Genomic DNA, 21052 nt, shown 5'->3' on the forward strand with positions numbered 1-21052 from the left:
TTTGTTAGACAATGCAGAAAAAGAGTTTAATATTGATAAATCAAGAGGTATGCGATATGGGTTGTTACCTCAACGATTCGCAGAGGAAAAGGGCGATAAAATTAAGGGGCTTAATCAACAAGCCCAAAAATACGAAGGAAATCTGAACGCATTCCATGAATCTGAAAAGCACAGCAAAATTGCCCTTGAAGTTCAGAAGGAAATTGTTCATCAAGAGTTTAGTGAAATTTATTCTGAATACAGCCATGTGACAGAAGAGTACAACACATTGATTACTGACTTGAAACATGAGTATGTTCAGGAGTATTTAAAAACTGATGTTAAGCATGAACAGATTGAGGAATTTGAAAATCCGGAGTTGTTCAAGCATTACACATCTGAACGTGCTAATGATATAGAGTTGAAGAAGGATTGGGAAGATAATCAACACAGCTTGTTAATTGCTAATCGAAGTGTTGCTAAGTGGAGTAAAGAGTACAGCGGTATTTATAGTAGTGGTTCAACAAGAGATAAGATTTATGACACAAGACTTAAACTTGAAATTGCTAAGTATCAGGTTAATCAACGTGAGAATGAAAAAGGCGTGTTGAATGGTAGAGTGAATGAAAGTCTATCTTCTAAGTACCAAAACCAACCATCAACATTGATTGAGCAAACACCAACTAAGTTAAAAGCAAGACTTCTCGAATTACATCTTGAAAATAGAAGTACAGGAGTGCTTTCTAAGGATCTTAAACTGGTGGAAAAGGATCTTGCTAGAGAAGGAAAAGACATTTCTCATTTATACGATAAAGAGTTTGTACAGGCAGGGGCTAATATTGGTGGTATTGCTAAACTGTTCGATAATCTGGGCAATCAATCACATGACCGTGATAAAGATTATGATAAAATTAAGCGTAAAAGCAAATCTAAGATGAAAGAAAGGACGCTAGGTAAAAACAATGAGTTAGAAATGGAGTGATTGAATGGCTAGGGGCGAACCAATTTCAAGAGACCAATTCGAGAAGAATTGGCAGGGTGTAAAATGACAACTAGAAGTAGAGGGCTTCAACATGACCGCAGAGGATAAAGAGGCTATACGCAAGGTTTGTATGGGGGAAATGACCAGAGAACAATTGGTAAATGATTTACTAAAAAATAAAGATTCGTGATATAATTAAAGTGTTAGAAGTGCAAGAAGTGGTGAAGGAAGGGGTTTCCCCCTTACCTTCTAGTTGTTTTCAGAATCCTTTTCCGGTTGGCTCGGAGAAGGATTTTCTTATTTCAGAAAAAAACAATAGGGAAATCTTTATTTATCGGACATATTTTAGGGTCTGGTATTAGAATAGTGAATGTTGGCGGTATTATAATTTCCACAAGCAGGAGCTCATTGAATAACTAATGATGTTGTAAACATAATCTCAAAGCTTCTGTTAATGTGCTTCCCATAACAAGCCTATAAGCTTATACTATACTTCACCCTCAAATTATTCAGTCCTTGCTAACAGACTTATTAAAATGTTAGCAAATTCAATGATATGGATTTTTACGTATATATGAATCCATGTTTTCAGTGGGAAATCGAGAAGTTTCATTAATTTAGTACTCTAATTTTAGGTATCAATCCACAGGAATGATAGGAAGCATGACAAAGCAAAGAAAACAAAAAGCAATAACACATAAGATTGGTAAGTACTATAGAGATATTGGAGAAAATGAATTATAATTAGAAATATATTAGAAAAGGATTATTTTCATGTAAATCTTTTTAAAAAAAGGAGTCTGGCTTCCATGACAAATTTCGAAACGATACAAGAACTCTTAAATAATATTTATCAGGCAGATTGCTTAGAAAAGATGAAAGAAATTCCTGATAAATCAATAGACATGATTCTTTGTGATTTACCGTACGGGACAACTCAAAATAAATGGGACACAGTGATACCTTTAGATAAACTATGGAAAGAGTATAATCGTATTATAAAAGATAATGGTGCAATTGTTCTTACCTCAAATGGAATTTTTACTGCAAAGCTTATACTTAGTAATCAAAGATATTATAAATATAAATGGGTTTGGGAGAAATCTAAATCTACTAATTTTCTAAATGCTAAGAAGCAACCTTTAAGAAAACATGAAGATATTTGTGTCTTTTATAAAAAACAGCCGACATATAATCCCCAAATGATTGAGGGTGATTCTTACAGTAAGGGGGTTCGTAAAAATCAACTTACTGGAAGTTATGGTGACTTTTCTCCTGTATTAGTGCAGAGTGAAGGAGAAAGATACCCAACAGATATTATTTATGTTAAAACAGCGGAATCGGAAGGGAAAGTGGTACACCCTACTCAAAAACCAATTCAATTAGGAAGGTATTTGATACGTACTTACACAAACGAGGGGGATATTGTACTAGACAATACGTTTGGCAGCGGTTCGTTTTTGGTAGCTGCACTATTAGAAGGGCGTAATTTTATCGGAATTGAAAAAAATGAAGATGCTGAACTATTTAAAAAAGGATCTATTGACTATTTAGAGGTATGTAAAGAAAGGCTTCATACTGCTTGGAATCAATTAGATAAAGATAAAAAAAGTGCATTATTTAATGTTAATTTAATAGGAGGATTTCAGGCTGAGGAATTAAATGAGGTGTCAATTAAAAATTAAGTTACATCCATACTGTGGTTCACAAGTTGTAAAAGGAGAGCAGATAAATGCTCTCCTTTTACATGTTTAAAGGTTATTTATTTACTGATGTTCTAATATTGTACAGTGTAATTAAGGACTTTTTAATATCATCTTTTAAATGCAAAATACCATATGACTCAAGAACAGCATTATCAAATTCTTCCCTGTCAGTATGATTAAGCTCTTGTATTATTGGTAATATAGGTCGTTTTTTAAGAGCTTGGAATTTAGATAAGATTTTATTGCTTTGCTGTTGGTCTAATAAATTTGGATTTAGCATAAAAAATCGTTCTTTTAAGTCTGTGGATCTTAAGTCTAGAGCACCTAACCCTCTTCCGAATCCCAAAGCCTCAATATAAAATAGACCTACAACACTATTTAATAATGCATGACATAAATCTAAGTTAGTATCCGGGTCTTTTCTGCTTAGCCCTGATAATCTTTGGTTTATAAATGATAGTTTATCGAGTTTTGCGAAGAAGAGTCTATCCCCAGGATTAATACCAATTACTATTTCAGCTAATTGATTTGGTAACATTTGATACCAACGTTCTTTCTTTGTAGAGTGAATGGATTTCGGTAAAGGTACACCAGTATTGTTTACTCCTTTTTCAAAAGTATTTATCCAATTTAATGCACCTGTATGACCCAGTTGATTTAGCTCATCTTTTGTGACATCACAACAAAAGGCATCAGAGGTAGCTTGCGTGTCAAGATATTTAATGCTTTTTGAATTTAAAAGTACTGGTTTTATATATTCACTTTCAATTCCATGTTCACTCGTAGGATAAAACATTTTGTCCCAGCCCTTTCGGACTCCACGAATGGAATCAAATAAAGTGTTAACTCTAACCATTTTATTTGAAACCGTAGCTAGCCATTTAGTATTTGCAAACAGGGAGTTCAAACCAAGCCCCAAGTTTTTTGCCATGGTAATCTCTTCTTTAGAATATGAGGAAATCATTAGATTATTATCATTTACTTCAGTTTGTGTCCTTATGATTGAGGAAAGATGATTAGCATTTGTATAATCGATTTTTCCATCATCATCTCTTACCAATTCTTCTATATTTTCTTTCAGAGTTACAAAAGAAGTTTCCTCATCGGTTTCAGGATTATTTAACTTTACTGCTTTTCTATCTTTTTTGATAAGAATAATTATGTTCGCCACAACATCTGCTTCTTTAAACCAACGTGAATTTCCTGATGTAATTATACTTTCAATGTGGAAGAATCTGTTTAGCAAACTTCTAAAATCCCCACCCCAATTGGTTGAGAGCCAAGAGTTGGAAATAATTAAACCAAACCTACCGCCATCTTCTAACAGTGACCAAAGTGAAAACGGGATATACGCATATAAATCGCTTCTTGGATTAAGCATTAATTTTTCTTCAGCAATGTTAGAGATTGTGCTATTTATATCGTTAATTATCGTTGGGTTTAATTTCTTTAAGTCCTCTTGCTGAACAAACGGTAAATTCGAAGTGATATTTTTAAATTTTGGTAGTTGTTTTGATAATATATTACCATCAAATGGATCGTACAAATTTACTAACATGTTAGGCTGTAGTTGTGTTGCATCCTCTCTGAATATAGGTATAACTTCCCCCATATTATCAGGGCTGGTAAGTGCCAAGGTAGCCATTTGAATTGGGAAAGCAAACTTATCGCTAGCCCAAGTTGATTCTAAAGAATCCTTATTACTAATACCTGCGTTCAATTTAATATCGTAAGATGCTCTTGCAATTGTACCAGTTCCACAACAAGGATCAATGACATTAGAACTCTTATCTTTAATGGTTAATGATGCAAGAAGGGTTGCCAACGACCTAGGAGTAGAAAATTGCCCAGCAGCTTTACGCTGAGAACGAAAAACAGTATTCCTTAATAAATCCTGTAATAGAGATTGATCAACTTCCTCCAATCTTAATCGGGTTAGAAGGTCATTAAACTTTACAAGTCCCCTCCAAGCCGTATCAGGTATTAAGTATTCTCCTAAACTAGGTCTAAATATATTCCAGAAATCGCACTTCTCAGAAATAGAAGTAATCTTTTCAACAGCTTCTTTAACGGTAATATCCCCTGTTATGTTATTGAATTCATTTGCTTCCTCGCGAAAGCCTTTTAATAAGTGACCAAATATTAGTTTGTTAGTCCAAGAGATTAGTATAATTCTAGCAAGCGGAATCCAAGGGTCTTTTTCTCCTAAATATTCTCTGCGACTTTCAAGCCACCAAATGTTAACATCGTCAAAGAAATCTCCATCAACTTGTGCTTTTTCTTCTAATTGTTGTGCTACTTGGTCCGTGTTACCCAATATAAAATTTGAAATTCCGTTTCCTGTTATGGAATCAATAATTGAGGCACTTCTGATTGTGCCATTATTAAAATAATCAGATATATCACTTAGAATATTATGTAACATATCTGTCCATTCATTCTTGTATTGTTTGACGTGTTCTCTTTTGGTAACATAATTTAGATTGTCCCATGTATGTAATATTTCATGATTACCTTTGTCATTTATAATATATAAGGCAGCAGATTTAACATTCCAAACTAAAAAACTATTTACACCAAAGATGTCAGCTTTTTTACGGGCATTCTTAATTAATTCTTGGTCTGTTAAGGGGGTATCAGGGAATTTTAATTCCCAACCTTGCAATATATTTGACAAGGTGTTTTTGTCCCCGTACAAAAGGACGTCGGGAAAAAGACTTCCAGTTCCTGTGTTCACGGTAGTTTCCCCGCCAGCCCTTTTAACCATGACTGATCTCTGATCAGCCCATTTAGTTATTTCCTGAATTACGTCTATTGCCCAACTTCTTTCGTTATAATTAGTAATGTTCATTTTTAACACCCTTTCAAACCATGTTTAGGAGAGTGGCAACTAAAGATTTCTTATCCTTAGTTGTATACGGTACTGCTAAGGTTTTTTCTTGAATTGTTTTTAGACTGTTTACTTTACCACCAATTTCTTCAAGCTTTATGATATTTTTTTCTGGCTTATCGGATTCCCATGAAGGATAATAGACTATAATAATAGGAAGTTCTTTATCCCCTATGTAGTCACGAAATATGGATAATCGATTGTATTTAGAGTTATCTTTAGCCCATTTAGTAGGACTGTAAAAATTTGAAAGCCCCTCTTTAATAATAGGTGTATGATATGATTTCCTTGGATGAATTGTATTTTTCTTGTACTCAATAATAGAGATAGGTTCGTCATCCTTATTAAATAATATGGCATCAACGTCCCCCGGCCAAGTAGCACCTGTTTTCTGATTAGCTAGATAACATTCTAACGCGGTCGAAGAATAGCTTAATCCTTTTTGACCTACATAAATTTTCTTCCCAGATAATCTAATAATTTCATCCTTAATAAATCCTAAATCGTTTTTTGTGATTCTTGCTATATTACCCTTACTATTAATTTCTGTTGATATAAAACTTGCAGGGTAATCAACCCAATTTATTGAGTCTTTGAAGATATGATATATAGCCCTTAAATTACGCTTCGAAGCAAATGATCCAATCCTTTTAAGAGTATTTTTTCCTTCACATTGATCTAGTGCTGATTGAACAGTTGTTTTGTTAGTTGTTGGCCAACTACTATATGAATTGTGATTTACTATTCTCTTTAGCCAAATTTCATTGGAAATTTGGTATGTTCTCCAATTTACAAAAAAATCAAATGAAAGCGTGTAATAGCCATTTGGTAAATATTTAATGGAAAACCATTCACTTGCGTCTGTAGTATTAGGGTGCTGAGGTGCTTGCATTTTTCTGTTATCACATCTTTTTGAAACAGGTTCACTAATCAAATTAACCCTCCTGAAATTATTTATTGTTAAGTAAGATCATTTTACATTAACTATTCACTTATATAAATAGTTGAAAAGTAGTTAACTTAATATGTCATCATTAAATTTCAGTATTAGATAAAGATTTCTTTCATATAAAATTTTTATCATAAAGTTAATAATTTATTTATTGAACAAGTCTAAATGAACAATGTGAATGCTTGATAGATCAGGATTAGCATTTGTTTAAGTTAGGTGTACATTAAATAGTCGGTTGTTAATCAAAACAAGTCAATCACTCACTGGAGTTGTGCGGTTATTTTTTGTAGGGACTAGAAGTGTCACATAAAGGATAATCATTAATACTTATAGCAAGTAATTATATTAATACATTTTCGCTAATGATATAATATATATTATTTACATTAAAAAATATTGAGGTGAACTACATTGGCAACATTAAATGACTTTAAAATAGTTAAGAAGAAATCTAAGATGTATTATAAATATTTGAAACTCAATAAGGAAGTAGCGGAAATTGAACAGGCAAGATTAGGGTTTTATTTATTCGCTCTAGAGTGCATCACAAATAATAAAGATATTGATGAATTAAAAGAGAAAATTAATGATACTGAATTTAACAGTATTGTATTTGGGTTAGAAAATATAGACTTGGGAATAGATGCTGTGGATATAGATGAAGAATACCATACTATTAATCTATTTAATTTCAAATTTCGTGAAAACTTTAATCCAAGAAGAGGTTTATCACAAAATGACGCTTTAATTAGTATGAATTTCGTAAATGCTTTTCAAAACTCAGATAGCAGTGAAATATCAGGTAAAACTAAAGCTTTTGTGGATGAAATAATTAAAAGGCTTAATTCGGATGATATTTGGAATTTAAGATTATATATGGTTTCAAATGAAAATAATGGTTTATCGACTGATAGTGAGGCTATTAGAAATTTACAATCTCAATATGGGTTAGAAGTTATAACATATACACTTGGGGATTTTAGCAATTTTATATCAATGAGACCAGAACCAATAGGGGCAACTCTATTATTAAATAGAAATTCTGTGTTATCGTATGAAGAAGAAGATTTGTCTACTTATAAGTCATATTTAATGAAATTATCAATAGGCGAATTAATTAGAATTACAAGTTCATCTAAAGACATGAGGAATAAGTATAGTTATGAGAATATGGACGAAATAGAACACTTAAAATTAGATTTTTCCGTATTGTTCGATAATGTGAGAGGGTATTTAGGGAAAACCAAATTTAATAAAAACATTTTTAAGACACTCAACTCAGAACCTTCTAAGTTTTTTATGTATAATAATGGTATAACGATGACGTCAAAAGATATTGAAGTGCAACCAGTAAATGGTAATCAAAAGTGGAAAATTTCATTAGAAGATTTTCAAGTGGTTAATGGAGGGCAATCATTAAGAACACTTTATGATTTTAAAGAATCTCATTATGACGAAGAAATATTAAATAAGGCGAATGTATTAGTTCGAGTATTTAAGACCGGAACTCAAGAAGGATTAACTAATAAAATTGCTGAGTTTACTAATAGTCAAAATGCAATATCACCTGTTGATTTAAAGTCTTTAGACTCACTTCAAATGAAAATTGAACAAATCTTAAAAGACCACAAGATTTTGTATGTTAGAAAGGTTGGAGACTTAGGTGAAAATGATATAGAATATGATCATCGTATTTCAATGGAAAAATTTGGACAACTCCTTTATTCAAAACTTGGTTATCCTGATCGTGCAAGTAATCAAAAGAAAAGAATTTTTGATACATACTATGATGAGATTTTCGGTGAGGATAATTTTGATATCGATGATGCTGTTAGAGTGATAGAAAAATATCTTGAAATAAGTAATTCATATGAAAAAAGCAGTTATAATGTATACGAGCAAAAGATTTTCTATGCGTTATATCTGAATGAATTCAATTCGAATATAAATAATAATATCGAACTTATAGAAAAAGTCTTAATTGAATATAAACAAGACAGTGCACTTTCCGAGGCGCGTAAATTAATACAAAAGGGATTTAAAGATGAATTAGATAAGCATTTTAAAGGAATTTAGTTTACAGTTTGTATAAGCTTACATAGATAAAAATATAGGAGGTTTATTTTTGGTGCCTCCTATATTTTTGAGCTTTCGGATAGGAACATATATTTCATTAATTATAGCTATCGGAAGTAAAGGGGTATATCTCAGTAGGGTGTTTCAGAACTCTCATTGATTACGACGGTAGGGGTTCATTTTTTTATGACATAAATAGTTCTTAATCCAATGTACAACAATAAAATGTTCTAATGTAATAGTGAGTAGCTTATTGTACTTTTTATTATCCTTTTTTAATTACTATCCTCCCTTTTATATTTAATAAAATAGTTATTGTAATCACCGGAGGGCTGGTAATGGAGGTGAAAGATTTGCGTTGTCCGAAATGTAGTAATTTGGTTAAGGAGCAAGAAGAAGTCATATTAGATGTTTGGAACACAATTATTCATAAAAGATGTCAAGATTTAAATTATACTAGATTAAAAGATAGCGGTATTTTTATTGATTTAATAGTCAAGTATTCTTTCCTCCGTACTCTTTAACACTCCGTGAAAAAGGGGGAACAAGGCTGTAGCAATACACACATAAAGTGCTCTATTTAATCTTTATCAATATCATTAATTAAGCCATCTTATAAAACAGCGAGTATTATAAGAGTGGAATGATATGAAGACCAGCGAGGACCTACTCGAAAACTAAAATAGAAAGCTAATCAGGTTGTGAATCGAAGTCATAAAAGACGCAATAACCATTACAGCAATCGCTGCGAATTGTAGAGAAAATGCTTATCTACAAAAAAGATGATTATGGTTTTGCTGGATAGACAGATATAGAGTATCAGATCTTTGAGCAAGTATACTAAAAGGCCCGGAATCGTGTCCAAGCCTTGGAATGTTCTTAATATAGTTATGGATGGATAAAGTTGAGATCAGATCCACTTCCACAAAGCAGCTGTGTATTAAATTTTTTCATAAGATGCTTTTACATTTCTTCCTTCAATATTAAACTTGTTTTTGCAGAACGGGTAATTGGTACAGCCGTAAAACACCCCGTATTTACCATTCCTTTTTACCATGTATCCACCACATTTGGGGCAAGTAATATAATTGTCCAACAACGCAATTTGTTTAAATGTGTTATCGCACAGAGGATAATTGGTACAACCTAAGAACTTTGCTCTATTATTAGTGTTTTCCCTAAGTATTAAATAACCTTTTTCACATTTAGGACAGTTAGGGTTATTTACTAAAGAGTTTTTACCCGTTAAGGTGTCGAATTTAATTCCTTGTTTCTTAATAAGTTCATCTACAAAAACTGATTGTCCGTACTCTGGTGCAATTAGATACGTATTATTTTGTGTGCGTGTCAACGCTACGTAAAACAATCTTCTTTCTTCTGCATAAGCAAATGTATCCAAATCGGTTAATACTAACGAAAGCACCGGATCATCAGAAATTTTATTTGGAAAACCAACAAGTTTATTTTCTAAGTTTATTACGATTACATTTTCAGCTTCCAACCCTTTTGATCGGTGAGTTGTTAAAAAGGATATTTCTAGATTTGGGTATTTTGCATATTGAATAACAACTCGGTTTTCAACTTTTTTCACTCTATATCTTTTTCTTATTTCATTATCTTTTGCATTGTTGTTATCATTCTTGTCATCAGTAAATACATTTATATCAAAATTATTCCTTCCCAAAATCAATATTTGTGTACTTTCGCCGTTTAGGTAAACTATTTCATCTATGGCTTTTTCAATTGATTGAAGCAGCTTCCAATCATCCATATTATTTGATTTATCATAAGTTATAATACGGATTGGATTGCTGTTGTGTTTATCAGATACTAATTCTTTTTTAATCTGTTTAGGATTAGCACTAATAAATTGCCCAGCAATATTTATTAGTTCTTGAGAGTTTCTATATGTTTTTTCAATTTTTAATAACACAGAATATCCGAAGTACTTTTCAAAGCTTGTAAATAAATCTATATCACTACCCGCAAAACGATAGATGGACTGCCAATCGTCACCAACACATAAAATCTTTGCATTCGTTTGGTTTTTAATTTCTTTTATCAGTTTAAACCGGCTAAAAGAGATATCTTGGTACTCATCAATGATAATGTATTTAAAATTTAAATCTGTTTCCTCATTTTGGACGATGTCAGTTGCAAGGTTAATCATGTCGTTAAAATCAATTTGATCAGATTCCTTCAAATATTTTTGGTATTTTTCATATATTGGTTTAACAATTGATAAGAATAATTCAGTTCTTCTTTTTAGAAAATTATTTTCAATCTTTCTTCCATCTTGATGCAATTGTCTAAATTGATCTTCTAAAAAACCTTTCGATTTATACAATCCAATAAATGTTTTGATCAACTTTTTGAATTCAGTGAAATATTTATTACCGTTGTCAGCGGCAAATAAATTTTCATAAACTTGACCATAATCTATTTCTGAAAATGCAACTCCGCTCGATTTCAATATTTTTTCTAACTCCGAAAGCAAAACCCCATCTTTATTGTAATAAGAATACGTTTCTAGCAAAGTGGTATTGTTTTTATTGTGAAAGCCCCTTTTCCATTTAATACCTTCTAGGTATTTCTTTTCTTCGACTTCCGATAACCAAGGCACTCTACAATCTTTCGTAATACCAAAGTGCTCCAAATATAAGTCATAATCTGATAAGTAAAAATCTGGCCTATATTTTTTACGGTAAGGATCGCTTGAAGCATATGGATATACTCTTTCATATTCATAGTTGATCCCATTCAAATATAAAAAATTTGCAATAATTACTTCCTCTATGCTTTTTACTCTTTCACCTTGAATCGTGACTTTTTGTCTTTTTAGCTCATTGGTTTTACTTAAAACTTTTGATCTTAAAGTCTCGAGGTCTATATTGCGATAATAATCCTGCGCTTCCCCTAAGTTTTCGAATTCTTCCATATCCTTAGGTATGTTTAAATAGTAGCCAAAAAAAGTTATTATTTGAGACATAGATTTTGTATCTTTAATGAGTTCATTAGAAAGGTAGTTATCTAATATTTCATCTATATCTTGAAAAACATCAGGTCTATAACCGAACTTCTTTGAAATAATATCTAAACCTAGTTTGTGGAAAGTCTTTGCTTCGACTCCTATGTTAAGCTTTTGACTAATTCGCTCTTGCATCTCATCAGTTGCTTTTTTAGTAAACGAAATGAGTAATATTTCATCATCCTTTACTCTTTTCTTTTCCACCAAGTATTTCACTTTTCCAGTAATCGTTAGAGTTTTACCACTACCTGCACCAGCGATAACTAAATTATTATCCTCATCAATAACAACTGCTTTCCTTTGTTGAGGGTCTAATGATTTGCCATCAATATCGCTTAAAAATGCCTGATTAGATTCTAATTCTTGAGTTACATATTGTTCATTCCATTCCTTAACGAAATGGTCCAAGTTTTTATATATGTCATGAAATTTCGCAAAGGTGCCATTCTTGTTAATCTTCACAAAGGTGGGATGTGAACTTAGTAACTTAAAATCATTTATGTATTCAATTCGAAGCTCTTCTTTTACGCTATATCTAAAATACATAGTTTTATAATGTTCGATCTCACGAAGAAATTTATTCACAGAATTATTTAACTTTATATAAGTAGGATTATTAAGTGTTCTTTTTTTCTTGATCTTATTAAAAATAACAATACTTAAGACTCCGATAACCAAGATACATATCATTATTACTTCAACCATATAATTTCCAACTCTCTATTAATAAATTATGGTCAAGCTGGGTTCTAGACTTATATTTCTTACTTGAGAATCCTATTTTCACAATCCAGGAGTATTTTTTATCTTAACGGAAGGAGTAGGGTATTTATTATAACACCGTAAACAAACTTCCACGAAACTTCGAAATGTGCAAAAAATAGTAGTATAATACAAATATACTAGTTTTGTTTTAAACAAGAAAGGGATGCCACATGAATTACTATTTCGTATTTCAAAATAAGAGTTATCTTAAAGAAAAACAAGGCGGATACTTATGGGCACCGAAAAGAAGTAAAAATGGAAACCGTGTTTCTCATTGGGAAAGTATGAAGGATGTTAAACAGGGTGATTTGATAATACATAGTTATATGAAAAAAATTGTGGCCATAAGCATCGCAATTACTGATGTTTTCGCTGCCATTCAGCCAGAGGAACTAAGGAAAGAGAAGTTATGGGAAGATGAAGGGTGGAGAGTAGATACCAGATATATTGAGATAAACAATCCAATTATAACTTCGGATCATAGCACAAAAATTTTAGAACTTCAGCCGTCACATAATGCACCGTTTAACTCAATTGGTAGAGGGAATACGGGCTATTTGTTCTCAGCGAATAAAGAGTTAGCAAGGTACTTATTAAAACAAACAGAATCAATCCAACAAGATGAGGTAAGCAAAGAAGACGTGCGTAAGGTAAGAGAGGAAGTCGGTTTGTTAGAATTAGATGAGGTGGAAGTTCTTGATGATAATGACTTAGTAGATGCTATAGAAAACATTGAGATAGAAAAAAGTAAGGTAACACCTTACTTTAGCGAACCTAAAGAAAAGTTACCTTTGAAAGCAAGTGGTCAAGGGTCATTCACCTATCCTAGAAATTTGAAAGTAGCGATAAATGCTTTAAAAAGGGCTGAGTTCAAATGTGAATTTGACAATAGGCATAAATCCTTTATAAGAAAAAGAGACGGTAATCCATATACCGAACCACACCACTTAATACCGTTAAGCTTTCACAATAATTTTCCTTATTCATTAGATATAGAACAGAATATTGTTTCTTTATGTAGCCATTGCCATAATCTTTTGCACTATGGTAAGGATTTCGAGGTGGTATTAAAAAAATTATATGACGATAGAAAAGATTTACTGAAAGAAGCTGGGATTGTAATAACTTTTGAACAATTGCTATCGTGTTATTGTTAAATAGCCTATAAAGTTGAACGGGGAATATATACCAATGAAAAGTTAAACAATGACTAATTTATACATTTGAAACTTTTGAACATAATGTTCCAATTGTAAAGCCTCAGACATATTAGCTGCTAACCTATCCTCGAGCAAAGGTGTGGAACCTAGATATTACGTTAGGGCAATTTATCATATTTAACGATGCTCAAATTTCCGTATAGTAAATATTATGGTCAATACAAATACGACAATAAAATAAATCAAACCTTCAAAGGTAAATTGGTATTGAGAGAGATAATATGAAAACGTTGGAAAGTAAATTCCATGAAGGTATAAAAAAATTTTTCTTACTGCCACGAAATCAATTATAACGCCTTAAGGTATTGCCAACTGTATCAATAAAAGGTGGTCTTAAGGTTGCAAAACAGTTAATCTCTCATAAGGAGGGGCTATGGATTTGAAATTTTATGGGAGAATAGAAGATTAGACTTGTCGGTAGCGTGAGTCTTAAGGACCAATTACCATCTTCCATATGATTTTTTCAACAGACGCAATGGTAATCTATGTTAACATTGCGAAATTTTTAGAATGACAATATGAAACAAATATAGAGGAGTTCCAAAATGAAAAAGAAAATGACCTATTTAATTTTAACGATTCTTATCTTTATGGTTGGGTGTACTAACGGAGAAGATACATCCATTACAGCTAAAGAAAAAGATTCACAAGAAATAACCACGGTTACCAATAAAAATAATGAAACAGATGGAGAAACAGATCCACAAGAAGGAACAACAGCTAATACAAATAAAAATAGTGAAAAGGAAAAAGCTACCACTACGGTTGTTGATGATCCAGTAGTAGAGGAAACGCCAACCAACACAAGTGATGATCTCTTCTCAGGATACAAACTTATTGAAGTTGATGGTGGAGACTTGTCAGGGCATCGTGAACCTAACGTCGTTGTTGATATTGGTTATGGGGAGCGTGAATATTGGACATTCACCAATGAATACGGGCAACTAGTACGTGTCATTGCAGACGAAATTGTTCTGCAGGATGACAGAAACGAACCTGTATTATCGTCTGGCAGATACTACTCTGATGAGGCAAAGGTTCCTGGTGTTGAAAGTGACGTGTTAGATGAAGGACATATTATTGCTGATTCTCTCGGAGGGGTTTCGAATGCTTATAATATTACCCCACAAAATAGTACGCTCAACCGACATGGTGATCAAGCATATATGGAACACGCAATCCGCAGCGCAGGTGGAGCCTATAATTTTGAAGCAATTATCACATATCCGAATACGGAAACACAGATTCCTTCAAACTATCAATATACCTATACTTTAATGGATAGCGAGATCGTTGATACATTTGAAAATGTGAACCCTGATGAAGTAAACGCATCACTCGGTTTAACAGACAGTAAGCCTTCCGATTCGACTAGTTCAATCACAACCGGTGATATTTCTAGTGTTGATAAAGACGGTAATGGACAGGTAACAATTAAAGAAGCAAAAGAAGCTGGCTATAATATGCCGATAACGAGTGATCACTGGTTATACTCCTATATGCAAGATAATGACGGAGATGGGATGGTTGGAGAGTAAGTCTCTAGAACTTTGAGCAAAATAATTGAACGAAATAACATTGAACTTATATTTACTACATTAGTTATGGAAGTTTTTCAAGTGATTAAAAAACTTTTGAGAAGCTTCTTTTCTTTATGTCATTTTTAACATGATAATATACATTTATTATTGCATTCAAACTAGTGACCTGTTACTTACTTTTAGATTTATGGTTAATATAAAATGTTAAGTATACCAGAAGAATTGCTAATTCAATTCCTAAAGTCAGTATTTTTACATACCCCGTTTTACTGCCGGCATTAGGTAGTATATAATGAGGTGTCAAAGAAGAAGGAAAGATGTGAAGTGCCCATGAATAAACAAAAGAACAACGGAAATATAAAATCGGGAAAAAAACACCATAAATCTAAAAAACAGTATGGGAAACAGCACTCGGCACAAGCGAGTCGAACGAGCGGCAAATCCAAAGGCAAGCACAGAACGGATACTCCGCGTCAGAGTAACCAAAGAGGCATAACTGCAGAAGTAACCTGTACAGGACTCACCAATGAAGGCAAGGGCATTGTACAGTGGAAAGGAAAGCAGCTTGAGATAGCTGGTCTGTTGCCTGGTGAAACGGGTGAAGTGAACATTTTCAAGAAAGGGCGCTTTATCGACACAAAGCTGAAGCGGGTAATAAAACCTTCAGAAGACCGTGCCAACCTAACACTTTCATTCCCTAACGAGGGTGTGGGATGCCACCTTTATCACATGAATGAGCATGCCCAAAATCGTTTTAAACAAAAATTCATAGATGAACTAATGAAGCCATTCGGAAAACCAGAGCCAATTATAACCATGGAGTTTCCGTTTTACTACCGTAATAAAAATGTCATGACGTTCGGTTTGAATAAAAAAAGGCAGATTATATGTGGGTTATACGCTGAAAATTCCCATCAGATCATACCGATGGAAAGGTCCATCATCCATGATCAGAAAGCGGATGAGATTATTCAAACCATCAAAGGAATGATGAAATCCTTTAAAATGCAGCCGTACAACGAAGACACCGGACGAGGCTTTTTGCGACATGTATTGGTGAGGGTCGGAAAGAAAAGCGGTGAAATCATGGTAGTGCTGGTAGCTGCTTCACCTATGTTCAAAGGGAAGAATAATTTTGTGAAAGCACTAAGAAAGGCCCACCCGGAGATTACGACCATTTTGCTGAACGTGAATAAGAGGAATGACAGCATGGTTCTGGGCAATCAGGAAAAAGTGCTGTTTGGCAAGGGGACCATAACAGATACTCTCTGCGGTCTTAAGTTCAATATCTCTGCGAAATCTTTCTACCAAATTAATCCAGTCCAGACGGAAAAATTGTATGCAAAGGCAATTGAAATGGCAGAGCTGACTGGAAAGGAAACCGTGGTGGATGCGTATTGCGGGATCGGTACTATCGGGCTGATTGCCAGTAAGAAAGCCGGAAAGGTCATTGGCGTGGAGTTGAATAAGGATGCGGTTCGCGACGCTATCCACAATTCAAAGCGCAACGGCATGAAAAATGCCCGGTTTTATCAGGGCGATGCCGGGGAGTTCATGATGCAGATGGCAGCACGCGGTGAGAAAGCTGATGTGGTGTTTATGGACCCGCCAAGAAGCGGTAGTGACGAAGCGTTCTTATCCAGTGTGGTGAAGATGCAGCCCAATCGGGTAGTGTATATATCCTGCAACCCGGTGACACAGGCACGGGATTTGAAGTATTTGGCGAAGAATGGTTATGCAGTTGAAAGTATTCAGCCGGTTGATATGTTTCCGCAGACAGTACACGTGGAGTGTTGTTCACTACTTGTTAGAAAAAATTAATGAGATGTACCGTGTGTAAGCCTTCCTAATCCGGAAGGCTTTTTTAAGATATGTTCATCATTTAAAAGGAAGTGGAAGAAATGATTGGTGCAGTTTTAAAAGGAGAGATTGAGGCAAAAAAGTGGTTTGTTGGACCAATGAAAGCAAAGGAGACGGCAGAGTACCTAAATATATCCCTATACAAGCTTAGAAAAATGATAAAAGAAGATAAAATACCTTATTCCAGGCTCTGGGGGACCGATAGATTATTATTGTTCCATAAAGCTATTCTTGATGCCTGGAAGAGTGGAGAATTTCCAAGTGGGAGTGTAGAACTATTACTTGATGATGAATCAATTGATTTTGAACATGAAGAAGCGCTCGGGGAACATTACAAACGTTATCCGGAGCTATTAGAAAAAAAGAAAGTTGAAAAGAGAATTAATAAACCACTAGCCCATTCCAATATTTCATATACCATTAAAGATGGAGGGGTGTACCTGAAGATAGGTGATAAAAATAATATGGAGATTACTGTTTGCTTATCTCATGCTGCCATTGAGGAAATCCATAATGATTTGAAAAAATATCGCAACTATGACTAAACTGTATTCAAAAGTAACAGCAAAATGGATTAGGGGGGGAATTAAATAGTGAAAGATAAAAAATTAACACCAGAAGATTTACAAGATATTGAAACAAGTGAGGATATAGCAATTCCATTAATTAGAAAATATGCTAGTAACTACTCTGGAAAAGTTCATTATTCACAACTGGGTGCTAGTTATGGAATGTCGGTGGTTGGTACAGTAGATACAGTAATTGGTTCTGCAGAATATCTTGATGGCCACTTTATTATGCCCGACCAAATAAATGTTCAAAAACTAGCAAATTGGTATATAGAAAATAAAGGTAGTGAAGACAAACGAGACGCAATAACTTTTTTTATGGCTGAATACATAAAGAGGAAAATTAATGAATTATATCGATCTATAAAAAAAGATTCGATACCCTATTACACAACACTTGCCGTTAAGAAAGAATCATTCGATAAATACAATGAGGAAATTCAAAAACGGAAAGATAAGGGTGTAAAAATCATTCGATTAAAATAAAATTGCTATATTGGTAGAGTAGAGAAAAAAGATAGGTGAGGATAATGGAAAGAAAAAGACCAACAAGACAAAATAGAGTTGAGATACCAGTTAACATATTCAAAGGATTAAACAGCGACTGGATTGAGATAGAAAGGTAGATGAAATACATGGGGATAGGTAGAAATGATCTTTGCATATGTGGGAGTGGAAAGAAATACAAGAAATGTTGTTTGAATTGGAGTGAAAACTGGGCAATAGGTATCGATAATTTTGAATGTGAGCAACAAGTTAAAGATATTGTAAAAGGTGCTTTTGATTTTATAGCAGAACATAATTACCAGGGTGGGTGTCATTTGATTTCTGCAATTGTCCATATCCTACTGACTGAAAAAGGTTTCAATTCTGTTGTCAGAATTGGTGAAGTTCAAATTGATAACTATTTATTTGACCATTCTTGGATTGAGTTAGATGGCGAGGTAATAGATATTGCAATTATGAATCAGTTAAATGATATTAAACTTCCACCCGTACTCTTTGGAAAATCAGTAGCTACGGGCAAAAAAATAGATTATCAATACGGAGTAACACAATATTTAGATCCTATGGCCCAAGTAATCATGAGTAAGTCTATTGGCCAGTATATTATGGAAGGAAAAGCTCAAAGCACTCTTAAGATAATGCAAACCATAGCTGAAAACTCAGGAATTTTCCTTGATGATATTGGTGCTGCTGTTAGCAAATATTATAGTTCATATAGAAAAATGTCGATTTCCGAATCAATATAAAAATTTCCATATCTTTTTCCCGAAGAAATATTATTACCTACAAAAGAATTTTGATAAAACATTGGTGCATTAACAACGAAATATGTTAATACACCATTTTTTAAAATCAGTAAAACATTATTCTTTATTCGATGTACCAGAACCATAAGGGGGGTCTATACAAACTACATCATGATTTCTATTGATAAGTAGTTCTAAAGCTTTTTCACAAAGTGGTGCTAACTGTTTTTGCTTTGCTAGTATTACAACTAAGCTGCCTAGAAAACCAAACCCCATTGTAGCGATACCAACTACTGCAGCTATCTCTTTGTCGCTTGATGTTTCCAACTCGAAATTGGCATATTTAATCTTCATAAAACCTCTCCTTTCATTTCATTGATTAGAATTACTATACAACAACAGAAAGAAGTAAACATTAATCATAATAAAAGGAAATGAATTTAATATCTCCTTAAACTAACTTTTGGTATAACGTAGAATCTCTGCTGCGGCTTTAATACGACAAATCGGATCGCTGGAATCTAACTCAATTTCTAAAACCCCTAGGGCTTTATTGACTAATTGTTCTAGATTTACTTTCAACTTTAATTCAGTTTCATCAAGGTGCTTATCTAATCCCGATTTTTCATAAGGATATTTGAATTGGGTAATCGTTCCCCGATTTCTTAGTAGTTCTTGGATTTCAGGAGTTAAGTCAGCTTTATTAATAACTTTTAGTAATTCTGCTGACCTTTGGTGACACATACCATCTGTATCGTTGTCATAATCTTTTTCATAACGATAATCTCCAGCTTCAAAAATATATACCTGGTCTAGACGATTTGTTATTAGAACTAAATCTCCTTTCTTCAAGGTATTTGCAAATGCGTTGACTGCACCTAAATAGGTTCCTAATTGCTGCCCTTTATACTTATATTTCTTTACTAATCTTTCTCTGATTTCATCTTTACTTACGTTTGTTAAATCTCCAATACCCGGCCAACCAATGGCCACGAATGAATCACGGACAAAATCATCGAACCTCTCCTTTCCATGTGGTTTGGATTTCATTTGAAAAATATTAACGTTTTTCATATTATCTCTCCTTTACCCTTACGGTTCCGTTAGGGTTTATTATTTGTTTCCATTATATTCATTAAATAACCATGTGTCAACCCTGAACATACCGTAACGGTTCCCTTGTGGTGTATTGCTATATGAATGTAAGTTTTTCTATAGAAACATACATTGAAGAATGTCATGCTGTTATTAAACTAACGTTGCAGGTTAGCGAAAGTAAGCAGTCGTTATTTCTGCTATTGAAATAGAAATTTGAAACCTTTTCTCAATATGATCGTATTGAAACTAAATTCATATAGTAGGAGGCTGATATGATAATTATGTCTAAATTATCAAAATTAGTTAATGAGTTCTTTTATGCTTGGGGCGATAATGACCCTAAAAAAGAAGTTTTGAGAAACGGAAAATCTATAACTTTAGAACGATTGCACGGATATGACGATTTTAAGCATTTCAGACCACGTAGGCAAATGGCCGGAGGGGTAATCATTTTGGGTGGTTTAGGTCTAATTGGTGTAGGTGTTAAAGGAGTTAAAGGTATCAAAGCCAAGTACGATAAAAGAAAGACAGATAAAGAAAATCTCTAGTCCAAAATAGGCTAATCAACCTTTTGTATAGGTGGATTTTTTGTTTTGTCGATCAGTTTCAAATTATCAATCACTGCCATGTTGATCACCTATCCTATTTTTTGATGATTTTAACGAAAATCAGCTATTTTGGTAAAATTCCCTAGAAACGAGCTCCATATTCGCCTCTACGGCCAAGATGTTTTCCTTTTTTCCTAGCCAATTCAATTCCTCTTCGCTGTTTTTCTTTATTGTTTTTTCGTTCCCAGTCAGCGAATGCCGCCATCACGTTCAAAATCAATTCCCCGCCAATCGTCCGTGTATCGACTCCTAGATCCAAAACGACCAGATGCACATTTTTTTCTCTTAATTCTTTTCCGAGCTGCATCACTTGCAGCGCCGACCTCCCCAAACGGTCCACGCGCGTCGCAACCAACGTGTCGCCTTCTTTTAATTCCTCAATCAGAATTTTTTTCTTCGGCGACTCCTGTAATCACTTCTTGCACAATCCGATTACATCCATATTTCTTCAGTTCCTCGATTTGCGTTCCGATTTCTTGCGATTTATCTGAAATTCTTGCATAACCAACAATCATTTTTTCGAAC

Annotated in this window: 17 protein-coding genes; 10 read left to right on the top strand and 7 right to left on the bottom strand. The window is 33.6% G+C overall.

Annotated elements, in window-relative coordinates; translation table 11 throughout:
- Window position 1: 1 nt before the first annotated feature.
- Together ACFO3D_RS14360 and ACFO3D_RS14365 are read left to right on the top strand one after the other, a co-directional pair.
- Window positions 2-961 carry a hypothetical protein gene (locus ACFO3D_RS14360; protein WP_390297405.1) on the top strand — a complete coding sequence of 320 codons (960 nt, stop codon included), beginning with the start codon at window positions 2-4 and terminating at the stop codon, window positions 959-961.
- Between the two features lie 809 nt (window positions 962-1770).
- Window positions 1771-2646, top strand: coding sequence for a DNA-methyltransferase (locus tag ACFO3D_RS14365; protein WP_390297407.1), 876 nt, complete (start codon window positions 1771-1773; stop codon window positions 2644-2646).
- 73 nt (window positions 2647-2719) lie between these two features.
- On the opposite strand, the gene ACFO3D_RS14370 is transcribed toward ACFO3D_RS14365, so the two are convergent.
- Window positions 2720-5518 carry an N-6 DNA methylase gene (locus ACFO3D_RS14370; protein ID WP_390297409.1) on the bottom strand — a complete coding sequence of 933 codons (2799 nt, stop codon included), beginning with the start codon at window positions 5516-5518 and terminating at the stop codon, window positions 2720-2722.
- A gap of 13 nt (window positions 5519-5531) precedes the next feature.
- Entirely contained in the window at window positions 5532-6491 is a 960-nt protein-coding gene (locus ACFO3D_RS14375; protein WP_390297412.1) for a hypothetical protein, read from the bottom strand.
- Between the two features lie 429 nt (window positions 6492-6920).
- On the opposite strand from ACFO3D_RS14375, the gene ACFO3D_RS14380 reads away from it, so the two are divergent.
- Window positions 6921-8585 carry an AIPR family protein gene (locus ACFO3D_RS14380; RefSeq protein WP_390297415.1) on the top strand — a complete coding sequence of 555 codons (1665 nt, stop codon included), beginning with the start codon at window positions 6921-6923 and terminating at the stop codon, window positions 8583-8585.
- Window positions 8586-9525: 940 nt separating this feature from the next.
- Here the strand turns inward: ACFO3D_RS14380 and ACFO3D_RS14385 are convergent.
- Window positions 9526-12318 carry a UvrD-helicase domain-containing protein gene (locus ACFO3D_RS14385; RefSeq protein WP_390297418.1) on the bottom strand — a complete coding sequence of 931 codons (2793 nt, stop codon included), beginning with the start codon at window positions 12316-12318 and terminating at the stop codon, window positions 9526-9528.
- Between the two features lie 230 nt (window positions 12319-12548).
- On the opposite strand from ACFO3D_RS14385, the gene ACFO3D_RS14390 reads away from it, so the two are divergent.
- The 6 genes from ACFO3D_RS14390 (at window position 12549) to ACFO3D_RS14415 (ending at window position 18821) form a co-directional block, all read left to right on the top strand.
- A complete protein-coding gene (locus ACFO3D_RS14390) occupies window positions 12549-13535 on the top strand; it encodes an HNH endonuclease (protein ID WP_390297421.1) in 987 nt (328 codons plus the stop codon).
- A gap of 608 nt (window positions 13536-14143) precedes the next feature.
- A complete protein-coding gene (locus ACFO3D_RS14395) occupies window positions 14144-15136 on the top strand; it encodes a DNA/RNA non-specific endonuclease (protein ID WP_390297424.1) in 993 nt (330 codons plus the stop codon).
- A gap of 333 nt (window positions 15137-15469) precedes the next feature.
- On the top strand, window positions 15470-16960 hold the full coding sequence (gene rlmD, locus ACFO3D_RS14400; RefSeq protein WP_390297427.1) for a 23S rRNA (uracil(1939)-C(5))-methyltransferase RlmD: 1491 nt from the start codon (window positions 15470-15472) through the stop codon (window positions 16958-16960).
- Between the two features lie 80 nt (window positions 16961-17040).
- Window positions 17041-17544, top strand: coding sequence for a helix-turn-helix domain-containing protein (locus ACFO3D_RS14405; protein WP_390297430.1), 504 nt, complete (start codon window positions 17041-17043; stop codon window positions 17542-17544).
- Window positions 17545-17592: 48 nt separating this feature from the next.
- Entirely contained in the window at window positions 17593-18054 is a 462-nt protein-coding gene (locus ACFO3D_RS14410; protein ID WP_390297433.1) for a hypothetical protein, read from the top strand.
- A 149-nt stretch (window positions 18055-18203) separates the two neighbouring features.
- Window positions 18204-18821, top strand: coding sequence for a YecA family protein (locus ACFO3D_RS14415; protein ID WP_390297436.1), 618 nt, complete (start codon window positions 18204-18206; stop codon window positions 18819-18821).
- A gap of 117 nt (window positions 18822-18938) precedes the next feature.
- Here ACFO3D_RS14415 and ACFO3D_RS14420 read toward each other — a convergent pair whose 3' ends face one another.
- Both ACFO3D_RS14420 and ACFO3D_RS14425 read right to left on the bottom strand, forming a co-directional pair.
- Window positions 18939-19175, bottom strand: coding sequence for a hypothetical protein (locus tag ACFO3D_RS14420; protein WP_390297439.1), 237 nt, complete (start codon window positions 19173-19175; stop codon window positions 18939-18941).
- 102 nt (window positions 19176-19277) lie between these two features.
- Window positions 19278-19895, bottom strand: coding sequence for a hypothetical protein (locus ACFO3D_RS14425; protein ID WP_390297442.1), 618 nt, complete (start codon window positions 19893-19895; stop codon window positions 19278-19280).
- 305 nt (window positions 19896-20200) lie between these two features.
- On the opposite strand from ACFO3D_RS14425, the gene ACFO3D_RS14430 reads away from it, so the two are divergent.
- Complete coding sequence (locus ACFO3D_RS14430) at window positions 20201-20467, top strand: hypothetical protein (RefSeq protein WP_390297446.1); 267 nt, start codon at window positions 20201-20203, stop codon at window positions 20465-20467.
- Window positions 20468-20609: 142 nt separating this feature from the next.
- On the opposite strand, the gene ACFO3D_RS14435 is transcribed toward ACFO3D_RS14430, so the two are convergent.
- Together ACFO3D_RS14435 and ACFO3D_RS14440 are read right to left on the bottom strand one after the other, a co-directional pair.
- Window positions 20610-20882 (bottom strand): recombinase family protein, encoded by a 273-nt coding sequence (locus ACFO3D_RS14435; protein WP_390297449.1) that lies wholly within the window; start codon window positions 20880-20882, stop codon window positions 20610-20612.
- A gap of 22 nt (window positions 20883-20904) precedes the next feature.
- The gene (locus tag ACFO3D_RS14440; protein WP_390297453.1) at window positions 20905-21042 is read right to left on the bottom strand and encodes a recombinase family protein; all 138 of its coding nucleotides are present in this window, start codon (window positions 21040-21042) and stop codon (window positions 20905-20907) included.
- Window positions 21043-21052 lie beyond the last annotated feature (10 nt).

The organism is Virgibacillus kekensis (assembly GCF_042654125.1).
In the GTDB taxonomy this organism is placed as follows: Bacteria; Bacillota; Bacilli; order Bacillales; family Amphibacillaceae; genus Lentibacillus; species Lentibacillus kekensis.